Source organism: Bacillus sp. FJAT-26390, assembly GCF_001682865.1.
Lineage (GTDB): Bacteria > Bacillota > Bacilli > Paenibacillales > Paenibacillaceae > Pristimantibacillus.
The window spans coordinates 171,341-186,599 of sequence record NZ_MAQX01000011.1; the positions used below are offsets into that span (position 1 = coordinate 171,341).

General features: G+C 48.5%; 13 protein-coding genes. 5 read left to right on the top strand and 8 right to left on the bottom strand.

From position 1 onward, the window contains the following. Positions 1-23 precede the first annotated feature (23 nt). From A7975_RS12515 to A7975_RS12540, 6 genes are all read right to left on the bottom strand, one after another. Positions 24-4,169 carry a beta-L-arabinofuranosidase domain-containing protein gene (locus A7975_RS12515; RefSeq protein WP_065385319.1) on the bottom strand — a complete coding sequence of 1,382 codons (4,146 nt, stop codon included), beginning with the start codon at positions 4,167-4,169 and terminating at the stop codon, positions 24-26. Between the two features lie 92 nt (positions 4,170-4,261). Continuing rightward, positions 4,262-4,858, bottom strand: coding sequence for a TlpA family protein disulfide reductase (locus A7975_RS12520; RefSeq protein ID WP_065385320.1), 597 nt, complete (start codon positions 4,856-4,858; stop codon positions 4,262-4,264). A 36-nt stretch (positions 4,859-4,894) separates the two neighbouring features. Next, positions 4,895-5,908, bottom strand: a complete 1,014-nt coding sequence (locus A7975_RS12525) for an S-layer homology domain-containing protein (RefSeq protein WP_065385321.1) — start codon at positions 5,906-5,908, stop codon at positions 4,895-4,897. A gap of 339 nt (positions 5,909-6,247) precedes the next feature. Further along, on the bottom strand, positions 6,248-6,523 hold the full coding sequence (locus A7975_RS12530; RefSeq protein WP_369688919.1) for a DUF6171 family protein: 276 nt from the start codon (positions 6,521-6,523) through the stop codon (positions 6,248-6,250). A gap of 10 nt (positions 6,524-6,533) precedes the next feature. Beyond that, positions 6,534-8,027 (bottom strand): alpha-N-arabinofuranosidase, encoded by a 1,494-nt coding sequence (locus tag A7975_RS12535; RefSeq protein ID WP_065385322.1) that lies wholly within the window; start codon positions 8,025-8,027, stop codon positions 6,534-6,536. 219 nt (positions 8,028-8,246) lie between these two features. Next, a complete protein-coding gene (locus A7975_RS12540; protein ID WP_065385323.1) occupies positions 8,247-9,026 on the bottom strand; it encodes an alpha/beta hydrolase in 780 nt (259 codons plus the stop codon). A 258-nt stretch (positions 9,027-9,284) separates the two neighbouring features. Between A7975_RS12540 and A7975_RS12545 the strand changes: the two genes are divergently transcribed. Further along, entirely contained in the window at positions 9,285-10,265 is a 981-nt protein-coding gene (locus A7975_RS12545) for an aldo/keto reductase (protein ID WP_053377049.1), read from the top strand. Positions 10,266-10,432: 167 nt separating this feature from the next. Continuing rightward, positions 10,433-10,918 (top strand): C40 family peptidase, encoded by a 486-nt coding sequence (locus tag A7975_RS12550; RefSeq protein ID WP_053377050.1) that lies wholly within the window; start codon positions 10,433-10,435, stop codon positions 10,916-10,918. A gap of 632 nt (positions 10,919-11,550) precedes the next feature. On the opposite strand, the gene A7975_RS12555 is transcribed toward A7975_RS12550, so the two are convergent. Then, positions 11,551-12,204 carry an ATP-dependent DNA ligase gene (locus tag A7975_RS12555; protein WP_065385324.1) on the bottom strand — a complete coding sequence of 218 codons (654 nt, stop codon included), beginning with the start codon at positions 12,202-12,204 and terminating at the stop codon, positions 11,551-11,553. A 132-nt stretch (positions 12,205-12,336) separates the two neighbouring features. Here A7975_RS12555 and A7975_RS12560 point away from each other — a divergent pair, with 132 nt between their 5' ends. Both A7975_RS12560 and fabV read left to right on the top strand, forming a co-directional pair. Then, positions 12,337-12,546, top strand: a complete 210-nt coding sequence (locus A7975_RS12560) for an alpha/beta-type small acid-soluble spore protein (RefSeq protein WP_053377052.1) — start codon at positions 12,337-12,339, stop codon at positions 12,544-12,546. A 210-nt stretch (positions 12,547-12,756) separates the two neighbouring features. After that, a complete protein-coding gene (fabV, locus tag A7975_RS12565) occupies positions 12,757-13,947 on the top strand; it encodes an enoyl-ACP reductase FabV (RefSeq protein ID WP_065385325.1) in 1,191 nt (396 codons plus the stop codon). A 125-nt stretch (positions 13,948-14,072) separates the two neighbouring features. Here fabV and A7975_RS12570 read toward each other — a convergent pair whose 3' ends face one another. Next, complete coding sequence (locus tag A7975_RS12570; protein ID WP_053377054.1) at positions 14,073-14,273, bottom strand: cold-shock protein; 201 nt, start codon at positions 14,271-14,273, stop codon at positions 14,073-14,075. Positions 14,274-14,563: 290 nt separating this feature from the next. On the opposite strand from A7975_RS12570, the gene A7975_RS12575 reads away from it, so the two are divergent. Further along, positions 14,564-15,202: a CAP domain-containing protein gene (locus A7975_RS12575; RefSeq protein WP_065385326.1), complete on the top strand. Its 639-nt coding sequence runs from the start codon at positions 14,564-14,566 to the stop codon at positions 15,200-15,202. Positions 15,203-15,259: the final 57 nt, after the last annotated feature.

The window sequence follows — 15,259 nt, forward strand, 5'->3', positions numbered from 1 at the left end:
ATGTGCCTTCCCCCATGGTTCTTTTAGCCGATTATTAATTTAGCAAGCATCGCAAGATCCTCAATATCTACTTTTCCGTCTTGATTTAGATCTGCCTTCTTAAACTGTGTCCAATTCGGATCAGCGCTCGTTTTGCCGTAAGCCGCAGCTACTATGGCAAGATCGCCTATTGAAACCTTGTTATCCTGATTTAGATCGCCTGATGGCGGCCGTGCCGCTATTTGCAGAGCGTGCTTAGCATCGCTTAGCGCAAGCTCGGCGCCATCGCCGTTTGCAAGTCTCGCATTGGTCAACGTGACGCTGGTTGACTCCGCCGACTCCAGCGAAGCAGCTTGGAAGGTTAGCTTCAGCCAATCCGCGTTTGGCGCTAGGCCCATTCCTTGCGCAAATGCGAGAATGCGGATTTTGCCCGGTCCAAGCTCTTTAGTCTCAAGCACATTCAGCCCTTCTCTTAGCGAGGAGACGCCTACGAAAGCAAGCTTGCTCGGATCATAGGATACCGTCACATCCTGCGCATAAACGCTCTGATAGACGCTGTCCGTAACACGGCTTACCCCGAACGTAAGATCAATGATTTGTCCGCTCGCCGCGCTTGCGTCGCCTGTTAACGTCGCAGCCGGTTTCAACTCCGGTTCAACATCCTCGCTGCTTGCTGCCGACAAAGCAATGTAATCCAGCTCGTAAAAGCCGGGATTTGCTCCTGAGCCGCGCATAAATTTAATGGAGTTGACGCCCTCCTTCAGCTCAACGTTTACGCTGGTCGCCATAAATCTGCCCCAGTTTATCGTTCCGGCAAGCTGTGCCGTCTGCTCCACGCCGTCATTTATAATCATTTTGGCGGTTGCAGGCTGGTAGTTGTTCGTGTTTTGAGCGTACCAAATGAACATTTTGTAGGTTCCTGCCTTTGGAGCCTCAACCTGATTGAAATGAACGTAGCTGTCCTCGTAATCGATACCGCCGACATAGCCGCCTGAGGAGGCATGAACGTTATTGCTGCGAGCGCTTGCTTTGAACAGCTCAGCTTTCTCAGCCTCATACTTAGCCGGTTGAATGGCCAAGTCTTCCGTCACCTCAGGGAAATAAGTTACGCGCAGATTCTCCGCTCCGAACGGCACCAGCGTAATATCCTCCGTAGGCTCAGCGGAATAAACAGGGCCGACAGGCGGCTCCGCTGCCGAGACGCCGTTAGGCGCTTTGCCCCATGCAGGGATTCGTTTCCCCTTCGCGATGAGCTTAATCGGGGTCGTCTCCTGTATAAATGGATTTTCCGGCATGTCTGACATGACAACCTCGATCGAATGCTCAGGATTGTCGCGATCTAGCAATAAGCCATAATTCCATGGCGATTCGGCGTTGATGTTGTACTGCTTGAAGCCGGGTTCCTTCACTTGAGGTGCCGGATTCGATTGCTCCACCCAGCTCTCTTCGATTCTGAGCGAGAAAACGAGCGGTCCGCGCTCAATGCCGATAGAGTTGTTTACCCATGTCGAGGTTTTGATCTCCATCGGCAAAGTCAGCACAACGGTATCCCCTTTTTGCCATACCCGGTCAATGGAGAAATACTCACCTGCTTTCACCGCTGCCTGCGGCTGACCATTCACCGTAATCGTCGCATTCTCTGTCCAATTTGGAATACGCAGCTTAAGCGGGAATTTCACGCTCTCCGACGCCTCTTCGATCGTAAAGCGGATTTGATCCTCGAACGGATAGTTCGTCGTCTCCTTAACGGTGACGTTGGCGCCTTTAATTTTGGCAGAGACGCGGCTAGGCCCGTATGCGATAACGCCAAGCCCTCCGTCAGCCGTGCCTGCCCACATATCCTTCACAAAATAAGGCCAGCCCATATGCATGTTGAAGCGGCAGCAAGGAAATCCCGAATACGGCGATTGCACCGTGCCGGAATCGTAATTTTGCTTAAAGCCATGATCGGTCAAGCCGCTTTGCACTTGATTGGGCAGCGAATAATATTGATGCGTCTTAATGTCCTTGCTCATCGCTCCCGGGAGCGAGTTGAACGTAAGCTTCTCAAGCGCATCGCCGATCGTCGGATCGCCGGTTATCATCGCGGTGACGGCATCGCTGTGAATGCGCTCGACGATGGCACATAGCTCTACCCCTTGCGTCGATGCAAGGCCAGCGAGCATTTCCGTACCGGAATTGATGCCGGTAATTTGGTTATGGGATTGATTCAGATGCTCCACGCCTGCTTGGTAGGCGTCTTTGTCCGCTTCATTTTTCGATAATTGATAATAAATGGCAGGTGTCTTGATCGATTGGTTGACGTTCACCGTATGCTGCGTGTAGAAGTTGCCAGCATTGCTCTTAGCGGCTGTCAAAAAGTTATTGTTCGTAAAAACATCAGTCGCATCCGTACCTTGCTCATGGAGCTTCTCAGCCAATTGAATCAGAAAGCTGTCACCGGTACGGTTGTAGAGCCACAGAACGACGTTCAGGTTGTCGCCGCTGCGGATTTGACCCCAATCGAATAAAGGACGCTTATCCAAATTGTTTAATTGATAGTGAAAATAATTCGTTAGGAAAGGAATGACCCGCTCATCGTTAGTCGCTTCGTAGTAATCCTTCAGCACATAGATAGCAACCATGCGCGGCCACCAATCATTATCGCTGGCTGGACCGAAATTGCCATCTTCCTGCTGGCTGTTCAGCATCCAATTCACCCATTTTTGCGACTTGGCGATCAGATCCGGGTCATCCAGCGTGTAGGCAAGCGCTACTAATCCTTTCACATAATAAACGGGGCGTTCCCAGTTCGATTCCGGCGCTGTTCCGCCAAGCCATTCCGAATTGGTGTTCAGCTCGCCGTACAAATCCTCCGCATAACCGGTCGCTCCATCCTTCATAAGCTCAAGCTGCTTAAGCAGCCAGCCCTCCGCCTTCACTGCTCCTAGCGGAAGAGGTACGAACGGCGTTTGCAGGAGCGGATCTTTATTGGCTACCGGCTCTTTGAACGACTCCGCCGGCACGTAATAATCGCTGGCAATAAAGTTGTCAAACGCCGGCTGCACCGCATCAGCCCAGACGCCAACCCCGCCCGAAGCGAATTTCTGCGCGCTGTCGTCGCTGTACTCCAGCGCCGGATTGTGCATATCATCCAGATAGACTTTAATGCCCGAGCCATACGTGACGACTTTCAGCTGATAAAACTTGTTTGGAGCGACCGCATCCAGAGCTTTGACGGCTTTCAAATCGGACCATTCCTCATTTAAACGGCGGAGAACGAGGCTTCCATCCGCTTGCAAGCCAGCATAGTAACCTTGAACCAGCTTTCCTGCTTCGCTGGACTGGGTTCTAAATACGAGCCCTGCGGCACCCTCTGCTGCCGTCAGCTTCAAGTCCGTCTCTGCCGTAAAATCATTAAACGAGGTTTCTTTCACAAGCAGCGTTTGATTAGAGCCCTTATTAACCGTAATCCCTCCTGATTGCAGCTTCCAATCGCCTAGAATCGTTTGCCAGTTCGGCAAAGCCAACTCCTGCGCGGGAGCATCAAAGTTGTCCGTGAATACGACCGTTTTCTGCTGATCCGCAACTTGAACATTGCCGTATGTCGGCAGCGACTGGTAGAGCCTTACGCCCACCTGTCCCTTCGTATAGGTCGTGTCCGTCTGCTCTAAAACGAGCGTGTCGTTCACATAAAGCTTGATTTGCGATCCTTCGGCACTAGCTTTAAACCGATAAACCGTGCTTGGATCTACCGCAATCTTAACGCGCTTCAGTTCGGTCCATTTGTTGTCCATGCGCCCAAGAAATACGCTGCCCGTTCCTTGCGCGGAAATGCCCGCGTAATAACCTTTTACATTGTCGGCGCCAGGCGCTGCGCTAACCGTACGGACCAATAAGCCCGCATCGCCGTTTCGATTAGCAAAGCTAATGTCCGCTTCGATGCTTCCATCCTGTAGCTCTGTCTGTTTAATTAGCGCTTTCGAGCCGTTGCCGCTCTCTGCTGTCATTTTGCCGCTTGCTGTCGACCAATTGCCATCGACAACATTCCATTTTTCATTGATGACCGATCGATTGAAATGATCCTCGAAAAAACCAGGCTCATCCTCCGCCGCTGCCTCTACATGGACAGCTGGCAGAAAGCTGCTTACGTACAGGGCAAATATAAGCAGCATAACCACGCTTGGCTTCAGCTTTGCGCTGAATCTCATCTTGCTTCACTCCCTCGGACTTTGGTCAAAATAAACAAGCAACTATATTGAGCTCGAAGCTGATTTCTCCTTAATAGCTCTTAATCCCGTGCTCACCTCCCTTCCGTCAGCTGATCCAGCTTCAACTCAAATTCCATCGGATCAACCATATGAAAGGTGTCCAGCAGCGTGCCATCCGTATCAATAATGAATGTGGTTGGCAGCGCATGCAGCTCGTATAAGTAGGAGGCACGTTTATTGGCATCGAGCAGATTGGTAAAGCTCCACTCATTTTGCTGGACGAATGACGAGATATTGCCCGCTTGCTTCTCCTCGGAGGACAGGTTGACGCCATAAAAATCAACCTTATCCCGGTACGCCTCATGCAGCTTCTTCAGCGTAGGAGCTTCCACGGTGCACGCCTCGCACCAGCTGGCCCAAAATTGCAAAACGATCGGTTTGTCGCTCGTTTCTCCGATGGTATAGGTTTTGCCGTCCAGCGCTTTGAGCGTAAAGGCGGGTGCTTTCACGCCCGATGATGTTTTGCGATGCAGCGCCGCTTCTTGGTCTACGCTTAGCACGCTCTCCAGCGCGGAAGCATCCAGCTTCTTCCCTTCCTCGCCGCTCGTACGGTCCGTTTTCACGATTAATGCGACGCCAAAGGCGGTTGCGAGCAAAAATCCTGCTAGTATCCAAATCGTGCTTTTCATCCTATCTACTCCCCGTGCGCAAATAATTGCCTGCTGTTAGGCTTTAAGATCGATCATAGCGAGCAGCAGCGTTACAGCTTCCGCCCGTGTGGCGTTCGCGCTTGGTACAAACAGATTAGCGCCTCTTCCCTTGAGGACGCCTGCTTCCGCAGCCATTGCGATAGAGGGGTCTGCCCATGCCGGAATTTTGTCACGATCGGCAAACGATGATTTTTTGGAAGCATCAACCTGCCATTTAAGCGCCCGGGCTACCATGACAGCAATCTCGCTGCGCTTGATAGGCGTGCTTGCACGGAATGTCTGATCCTCATAGCCCGTTATAATGCCAGCGTCTACGGCAGTGCCGACGAACTCAGTTGCCCAGCTTGGAATGCTTGCTGCGTCTTTAAACGATAATTTCGCGCCTGCTGCTGTCTGCAGATCAAGAGCGCGAACGAGCATAGCGGCAAACTCGGCACGGGTTACCTGCGCATTCGGCCGGAAAGATCCGTCGGCATAGCCATTAATGAAGCCAAGCTCAACTGCCCGTTCAATCGATGCAATCGCCCAGTGCCCCGCAATATCCTTGAAGAATATGGACGAACTGCCCAGCTCTGCCGCTATTTTCACGTTTGGTTTCAAGGTGACGGATTCCAAAGCACTGTTTACTAGCTTCACATCCGTGAGCTTCACTTCCGCCTTTCCCTTGCCAATCGCTTCAAAATTCAAGCTGGATAATACAACCTTTCCGCTGTCACCCGCTTTTTTGCCGATTTTGGTCGTTGCGTATACGATCTGCGCGCCTTCTACGATTGGCGTAATCGAGAAGCCTGTAACTCCGCTGCTTGCGCTCTTGAAGCGAAGCTTCTTCGTATCAAAAGCGACTTTCACTTCATAGGCGTACATATCTTTTAATTTATCACCTGTAATGGCAATCTTGATTTGATTGTCAGACCGATCCTGAGTCAGCGTGAAGCTAGGCGTCTCAGCCGCAAACGCGAAGCCCGGCAATGCCATGGCGAATAGCAGAACTATCAAACCCATCATCGTAAAACGCTTACAATTTTTCATTGAAATCGTCCCTTCCAGATTCATAGAGTTGTTGTTGAGAGGATCACAGCAGCTGTTAGGCAGCATATTCCACGCATTACGATACAATATGTATCACATCTAACCTATCGATTCAGCTGATGTGCGCAGGGTCCCCCTCTTTTCAGCGCAGGTCTAGCTTTCCTCCCGATTAGCTTTATTGTACAAAGATGAAATCGGATTGTATTTGCAATATCAGGTCAAAAGTTGTGAATTTCCGCCGTTCCGTAATGGGCTAGAGCGTTGGCAAATGCGGCATGCACGTTTTTGATGCAAGAAGGCCGCTCTCCGTGAAGCCGGAAAGCGGCCTGTTTCTATTCATTAAGCATATTTCGCCCAGCGGCTATCGCCCGGCAGTGGACAAGCACGGTTTTTGTATTTGGCGGCAATGCGCACGAAGCAGCCGCAGATGGCGCATGTCGTTCCATATTGAAACTTCGGGCAGCCGCCGCACTGCATCAAGCGCTGCTCGTACACGTCATCGGGCACGCTGATATCCGTTTGAAACATCGGCGCTGCCAAAATGCGATCGATCTGCTCGTCCGTCACAATGTACTCGTCGCGGCAGCCTTTGCACTGATTTTTGCTGCTCATCATAAGGCGTTCCTTATTCCGAAATCAGCTCAAGGACCGTAACGGACATCGGCGAGAGCTTCGCGCTAATGGTAGTGCCATCAACCTTAAAGGCTTGATAAGCGGTCGGCACCACGGCTTCAGGCTGCTCGAACGTATTGTGTGCATCCTTCGTTGTAGCGGTAAGCGCCGTTCCGCTTACTTTAAGACCTGCGCCTGCCAAGCCGCGAAGATCGATTTCAACGTCTGCGCCGGAATGATTGTCCAAATTGCACAAGCTGATATGAATGCGGCCTTCCGCGTCTTTCGAAGCCGATACGGATACTTGAGGAATCAGCTGATCATTATGGGCGTAATCCTGACTGTCAATCGACGTCGTAAGCAGCGTTGCGTCCTGATGCACCTTGTACATATCAAATACATGGTACGTCGGCGTCAAAATCATTTTCTCGCCCTCGGTCAAAATAACCGATTGCAGCACGTTGATCACCTGCGCGATGTTTGCCATTTGAACCCGGTCGCAATGGTCGTGGAAAATGTTCAGCGTAACGCCTGCCACAAGCGCATCACGAATCGTGTTCTGCTGGTACAGGAAGCCTGGGTTCGTGCCCGGCTCTACATCGAACCAAGTTCCCCATTCGTCTACGATTAGGCCAATCCGCTTGCCCTTGTCATACTTGTCCATAATCGTCGAATGACGCGTGATCAGCTCATCCATCCATAGCGCTTTCTTCAGCGTGGAGTACCACTCATCCTCGGAGAAGCCCGTCGCCGCGCCTTTTTGCGTCCAGAACTCGCCTGGAATCGTGTAATAATGCAGCGAAATCGAATCCATCATCCCATGCGCTTCACGCATCAGCACCTCCATCCAGCGATAATCGTCAACGTTAGGTCCGCAGGCGATTTTGTGGATCTTGTTCTCGCCGTAGTTGCGCACGTAGGTTTGGTATCTTCGATAGAGGTCCGCGTAATACTCGGGACGCATGTTGCCGCCGCAGCCCCAGTTCTCATTGCCGACGCCAAAATATTTGACGTTCCACGGCTTCTCCCTGCCATTCTCTTGGCGCAATTCCGCCATTGGCGATACGCCGTCAAACGTCATGTACTCCACCCATTCCGACATTTCCTGAACCGTGCCGCTTCCTACATTGCCTGAGATGTACGGCTCGCACTCCAGCATTTCGCACAGCATCAAAAACTCATGTGTGCCAAAATGGTTATTCTCAAGCACGCCGCCCCAGTGTGTGTTAATCATCCGCTTGCGTGATTCGCGCGGACCGATGCCGTCCTTCCAATGGTACTCATCGGCAAAGCAGCCGCCCGGCCAGCGCAGCACTGGAATTTTCAACTGCTTAAGCGCGGCTACAACGTCATTGCGAATGCCGTTTGTATTCGGGATAGGAGAATCCTCGCCCACCCAAATGCCTTCATAAATACATCGGCCCAAATGCTCGGAAAAATGTCCATAAATATTGCGGTTAATCGTGCCTGCTGCCAAATCGGCGTTAATGGTTACGCGGTTTGCCATTTCATTCGCCCTCGCTTTTTGTATGATTAGAATAAATAACATATCCAATGGTTGAATTAATGTATTTATTTATCCATAAACATAAACATTAATTCTATACAAAGCATAATGGGAGCGGATACATTTTGCAACCCTTAAATAAAAAAAGAAAGCTGCCAGCCTCATCAGCTTGGTAGCTTTCCTCTCTCCCTCTATTAACTAGCATCGTAAGGCTGCTATTTATTCATTCGTAATGGGCAGCCACCGCAAGAAGCGCTGGATATGCGTGTCCCAATAGCCCCACTCATGAGTGCCGGGACCTTCTTCATATGTCAGCGGATAATCCGCTTGCTTGCAAGCGTCGCGGAACGCCAGGTTATCGTCGTATAAAAAATCCTCCGTGCCGCAGCACTGGTAAAGCGCCGGCTTCGGAGACGAAGAAGGTGCAAGCTCGGTAACAAGGTGCAGCAAATCATTATCCGAGCCTTTAACCTCTTTGTCACCGTAAATAAGGTTGAATAACGGCTTCATATGAGCCGGATCTTTGATATGGTTGGCCATATCTAGCGCGCCGGACAAGCTGCCCGCAGCTGCGATTCGATCCGGATGCCTAAGCGCCCATTTAAACGCGCCATAACCGCCCATCGACAAGCCTGCAACATAATTGTCCTCGCGTGCGTCTGATAAAGGGAAAAACGATCTAGCGACAGCAGGAAGCTCTTCCGTTAGAAAAGTCCAATACTTATTGCCATACTCCATATCCGTATAAAAGCTTTGATGAACATTCGGCATGACTACTGCGAGCCCGAGCTCAGCTACATAACGCTCGACAGACGTTCTTCTTGACCAGATCGTATCGTCGTCGGACAGGCCGTGCAATAAATATAAGGTTTTGTGCAGCTTCTGGCTGCTGCGATTATTCATACCGATTTGCGAGGTTGTCTGCTGCGGCAAAATAACGGTCATTGACGTGCTTAAGCCCAGCGCTTCCGAAAAAAAGTTACAGGTAATATAAGCCAATCGATATTCCTCCCAATTGATCTAGTGAAGCTAGACTACTTCGTCTAGCATTTTTGAACTGAACCTAATCATAAGTAATGTAGCATCAAAAAGAAGCGCTTGCAATGCTGGCTTGCAACAACGTCTATTCGATCCAGCCTATGCGTCACAAGGTTAGTTAGTGAACTTTTTTTCAGTGCTTATATGATTGGAAATAGAGCGTTATAATAGAATCCGATTGAAGGTTTTTCCAACCTATATAGCGGAGGATGATTAAAAATGAAATTGATGCCATTAGCTCGTCGCGGAATATCAGACAGTCGGCTTGCGCTAGGTTGCATGGGACTTGGCGGAAGCTGGGATCTTGCAGACCCGATTACATCTAGTCATATCTCTCAGGCGGAAGCTGCAGTTGAAGCTGCTTTATCAATCGGCATTACGATGTACGATCATGCAGATATCTATACAAGGGGCAAAGCCGAATCTGTATTCGGACAAGTGCTCAAGCAGCAGCCTAAGCTGCGCGAGCAGATTGTGATTCAATCCAAAGTGGGCATTCAATTGTCTGACGGCGCACTGCCCGTACGCTTTAACTTTTCAAAAGAACATATTTTGCCTTCGGTAGACGGCATTTTGGAGCGGCTTGGCACGGAGTACTTGGATGTTCTGCTGCTTCACCGTCCAGATCCGCTCGTGGAACCGGATGAAATCGCTGAAGCCTTCACGAAGCTGAAGCTCTCAGGCAAGGTGCGCAACTTTGGCGTATCCAACATGAGCCCGGGCCAGATCCGTTTCTTGCAGCGTGAATTGCCCGATCCCCTTGTCGTGAATCAGCTGGAAATGAGCCTGCTGCGTCATGACTGGGTTGACCACGGCGTTCACGTCAATCAAAAAGCCGGACTGAACGACAGCTTCCCTGAAGGGCTAATGGAATTCATGCAAATGGAAAACATTCAAATTCAAGCATGGGGCCCGCTTGCGCAAGGGAGATTTTCCGGCAAGGTATCGGAGAATGCGAACGAGGCAGAATTGCAAACAGCCGCTCTCGTTAAGCAGCTGGCTGAGGAGAACGATACAACGCCTGAATCCATAGTGCTTGGCTGGCTAATGAAGCATCCTGCCCGCATACAGCCTGTCATCGGCACGGTAAATCCAGAGCGCATATTGGCTTGTAAAGACGCTGTAAAACAAGCAGAATTGATGACTCGGGAGCAATGGTATACCCTTCTTGTGAGCGCTAGAGGCGTAAATATGCCTTAAGGCGCATTATTTGCTGTTTTTCATTAATAATTTTTCATTTTTTTCTCATAATTGCTCATAATCCCGATAATAGCTGTCTTTTCGCTCTCATGAGCGAAAATTGCCGTTTTGTAAATGTGTTATAGTCATTACACATAATACGAAACGCGGAGGGACATCCTGACAGCATGAGAAAATCAAACCTAATGAAATCAATTGCAAAAGCAGGCATATGCAGCGCGATCGTCATGTCAGCTATCACACTCGGATCATTTGCACAGAAAGCGCATGCAGCAACACCTGAAACGATCGATCTTATTTCCACAGGCAAAGAATACATTGGCACTCCATATAGATTTGGTGCACCCGCTGGCGTTACATACGCTTTTGACTGTTCTTCGTTCACGCAATTCTTGTTTAAAGGGCTGGATGTTTCTCTTCCACGGACTTCTACTGCTCAAGCAACAATTGGCGAGAAGGTTCCCAAGGACTCCCTGAGCATGGGCGATCTTGTTTTCTTCAAAACAAACGGCAAGTCTATTAGCCATGTAGCTATTTACGCTGGCAACAACAAAATCATTCACAGTTCTTCGAGCCAAGGCGTTACCGTATCAAATCTGAATACAAGCTACTGGTCAAAAACCTACGTAACGGCTAGACGCGTAGTCAATTAGAATTATGGATGGAGCTGCGATCGCTGAATGCGATTTGCAGCTCTTTTTTTGTTTTTGTTTAAGGCAATTGAGCGGCGTTGTTTCTACAACCTATTTAAACATTTAAACGAAATATGAAACATTCATTGCTTTACGATCTTTGCCCATATGAAATGCGATCTTTCAGAGCAGGTGTAAAATCGATAACGCTAATGGACGATATACATGTACTCGCGCAGCATGGTTTCATATGTCTAGTTTCCTGCTTTATTTCCGCGGATAGCCGCTTCTGGTGCGATCGCGTTCCATTTTTCCACAATAAAGCAGCCTCTCCCCTTCCGATTTAAACGAATGTTTTGAATGGCTTTCGCAATAAAAAACAAAAACTTTTGCCATGCACCTCGCCTTCCACGCAAGCATTTAAAAGAGCGCTTACATTTGTTAATTTATTAATTGATTACTAATAATATTAACGATTATATTGTAACGATTTCGCCCGCTTATCGTCAATAACAAATTTATCGTTTATGACGGGCTTCTCTTAGCCGTATTTGTATAATTAGAAGCGATCAGCAACAAAAAAGATGCCAACGACATTTGCCGTCAGCATCTTTTTCCAAACTTTAATAAACGTATATTAATTAACATTTACATTAACAACATTTCTGTTCAGCGTTACTTACTTCGTTGCGCATCTCCGTCATAGGCAGCACGCCATATTCATCATTTTTCACTTTTAACCAGTTGTCCCCGCGCCCTTCGGCATAAGTACTGTCCTTTCGCTTGCATGCGACGCCCTCAAGATCGGAACGTTTGACTAGATCGAACAAAGCCATCCCTTCCCGCTCTACGAACAGCATCTTCTTATAATAAAGGTTATCCTCCAAAATAGCATCCAGCAGCCTCTTGCGCTCAAGCAGCGGCGTTTCCCGCAGATCAACTCCATTATAATAGAGAATATCAAACACAAAAAACTTCACAGGGTTTATCCGCTTGGCATCTCGTATGCTCGGTTCCTTCTTCAGCCGGAATCTCTTCTGAAGCGTATCGAACTCAATCGCTCCAGTATGAGGATTTACATAGGCAACCTCACCGTCGAGGACAACGTCGGCAGGCTCTCTCAAAGGAACGTTATGTAGCTCGGGATACTGCTGCGTAACTTCATTAAAGTGCCTTGTATATAATTTCGTTTTGCTCGACATGAAAGAAAGCTGCAGCCGATGGCCGTCAATGATCGGTTCGAAAATATAATTTTCATCATCAAAAGGCTTCTCATATCTCGTCATGAGCATTGGCTTCATAAACATAATGCCGCCTCCTTCCGTGTATCCATTTTAGCACGGACTCATTCTGAAAAACGGCGGTAAATTTAGGTGCAATTAGCGAATAATCTCTGCCAACGCTCCGCATAATAGGGTTAAGAAGGAGGCTGAGAAAAGATGGCAAACCGCACAAATCAACTTCTTGTCCCCCAAGCACGCGCAGCGCTGGAGCAACTCAAGTTCGAAGTCGCTCAAGAGCTTGGCATTCAACTTCCGCAAGATGGCTATTACGGCAATATGACTACACGCGATATGGGCTCCATCGGCGGATCAATTACACGCCGACTCGTTCAAATGGCTGAGCAGCAGCTCTCAGGTCGTCGTTAACTTTCACATAAATAAGCGCCGAGAACGCCTAAAGGCTGAATCGGCGCTTATTTGTTTGCATACTGCTGTAATTTTGCAAAATAAATGCGTTAGTCCTCAACGGGGAACTTCCCTTATGCAGCAAAAGTCGGTAAAATGAGATAGAGTTGTCCGTTTTGCCGTTACATACTGTAAACAAACGAATTCCATAAAAGAAAGGAATATTCCAATATGATTATTCAACCGAAAACGAGAGGTTTTATTTGTACGACTGCACATCCGGAGGGCTGCGCGCAGCAAGTGCAGCGCCAGATCGATTACGTTAAAGCACAACCAGCTATCGAAGGCCCTCGCAACGTGCTTGTTATCGGTGCTTCGACGGGCTACGGCCTTGCTTCCCGCATCGTATCCTCATTTGCAGCTGGCGCTAACACGATTGGCGTTTACTTCGATAAAGCTGCCGAAGGAGCGCGCACGGCATCGGCGGGCTGGTACAATTCAGCTGCATTCGAAGAGGCTGCTTCCGCTGCTGGACGTAAATCCTACAGCATCGTAGGTGATGCGTTCTCCGACGAAATTAAAGCAAAAACGATCGACCTCATTCTCACCGAGCTTGGACAAATCGATTTGGTCGTTTACAGCGTCGCTTCTCCGCGCCGCACACATCCTAAGACTGGCGAAACTTTCGCTTCCGTTATTAAGCCGCTTGGCGGCACGTACACGAACAAAACCGTTAACTTCCACAGCGGCGAGGTATCACAAGCAACCATCGAGCCGGCAACAGAGGACGAGCTTCGCCAGACGATCGCGGTCATGGGCGGCGAGGACTGGCAAATGTGGATTGACGAGCTGCAGCAAGCAGGTGCGCTGGCTGAAGGCGCAACTACCGTTGCTTATTCGTATATCGGTCCAGAAATTACGCATGCGGTATATCGCGAAGGTACGATCGGCGCAGCGAAAAACGATCTTGAAGCTACTGCTCAGCGTCTTAACGCGCAGCTCAGCTCAAATGGCGGCCGCGCTTTCGTATCCGTCAACAAAGCTTTGGTTACGCAATCGAGCTCGGCAATTCCAGTCGTACCGCTTTACATTTCCGCTCTTTATAAAGTCATGAAGGAAAAAGGCATTCACGAGGGCTGCATCGAGCAAATGTATCGCTTGTTCTCCGAGCGCCTATACGGCAAGGGCGAAACGCTCGTTGACGAGAAAGGGCTTATCCGCGTTGACGATTGGGAGATGAGACCTGAAATTCAAGCTGAGGTTGCAGAAGTATGGGCTAAGCTCTCTACGGAAAATGTATATGACCTATCCGATCTTGAAGGCTATCGTCGCGAGTTTTTCCAGCTGTTCGGCTTTGAAACAGACGGCATTAATTATGAAGCGGACGTGAATCCGGAAGTTAACATTACTAACCTCAAATAAATAAATCCAATAAAAGCCGCCTCGAGCATTCATTTGCTCGAAGTGGCTTTTTTTCTTGTCTCGTCCTGGCTCCAGCAACAAAAAAAAAGCCCTTAACCGAAGTTAAGGGCTCTTTGTTTAAAATACTACAGTTTTACAACGTTTTCTGCTTGTGGTCCACGGTTGCCTTGAGTTACGTTGAACTCAACGCGTTGACCTTCGTCAAGGGATTTGAAGCCTTCGCCTTGAATTGCGGAGAAATGTACGAATACATCGTTGCCGCCTTCTACTTCGATAAAGCCAAAACCTTTCTCTGCGTTAAACCATTTCACTGTACCTTGTTCCATTTTAAATGACCTCCAATAAGTTTTTTAACATGTTTTTTCCAGAAAAACTAAAAATCACACATTGAAAAAGATATCATCATACAAATGACAACCTTTTCAATATGTGAATTCAAGGTTAAATTTGTTGTTTGTATTGATAATATAACATAGGCATTTACAATACGCAAGTCTTATTTCAAAATAGTCGAAAATTTAACCCCTCCCGCTCCAGAACGGCATAAAAGCCGTCATTATTGGCAAACATATAGTCTGATGCACTTAATTTAATCCGATATGGAGGTGTCCATACAATGAAGAGGTATATCGTAATCGCTGCCTTATTAATCGTCACAGGCTGTTCAGCCAATCATAACGTGACCAACAAACAGTCTGCCGTTTCTCATTCGGAAATTAAGACAAAGACGATCCAATCGGTGCCGAAGGTAACGCAAGCTTCTTCCATTACCACCCCTCAAACAGGCAAGTCCGCAATGCCGATGAAAAAAAATCAACATAACGTTCCAAAATGGATCACGAACAAACAAGATCCGATTGACTACGCGCCGGAGCAGCCTTCAACCTCACTGGAATTTGACCAGCAAGTGCTGCAAATCGTCAATTCCGAACGTGCCAAAGCAGGTTTAGGCTCCCTTAGCATGAACAGCGATTTATCTAAAATGGCGAAGGTCAAAGCTCAGGATATGATTAACAACCAATACTTTGACCATAATTCCCCCACCTATGGATCACCGTTTGATATGATGAAAAAGTTTCAAATTACGTACAGCGCTGCTGGCGAAAACATTGCCAAAGGCCAGCCGACTCCCGAGCAGGTTATGAACGATTGGATGAATAGCGAAGGCCACCGGGCGAATATTTTAAGCGGCAGCTTTTCAAAGATCGGAATTGCTTACTTCAAGGGCGCATGGGTTCAAGAGTTTACCGGATAAACTTATTACAAGACAGCGATATTAAAAAACAGCCATTCTGGAGGTCCGGAATGGCTG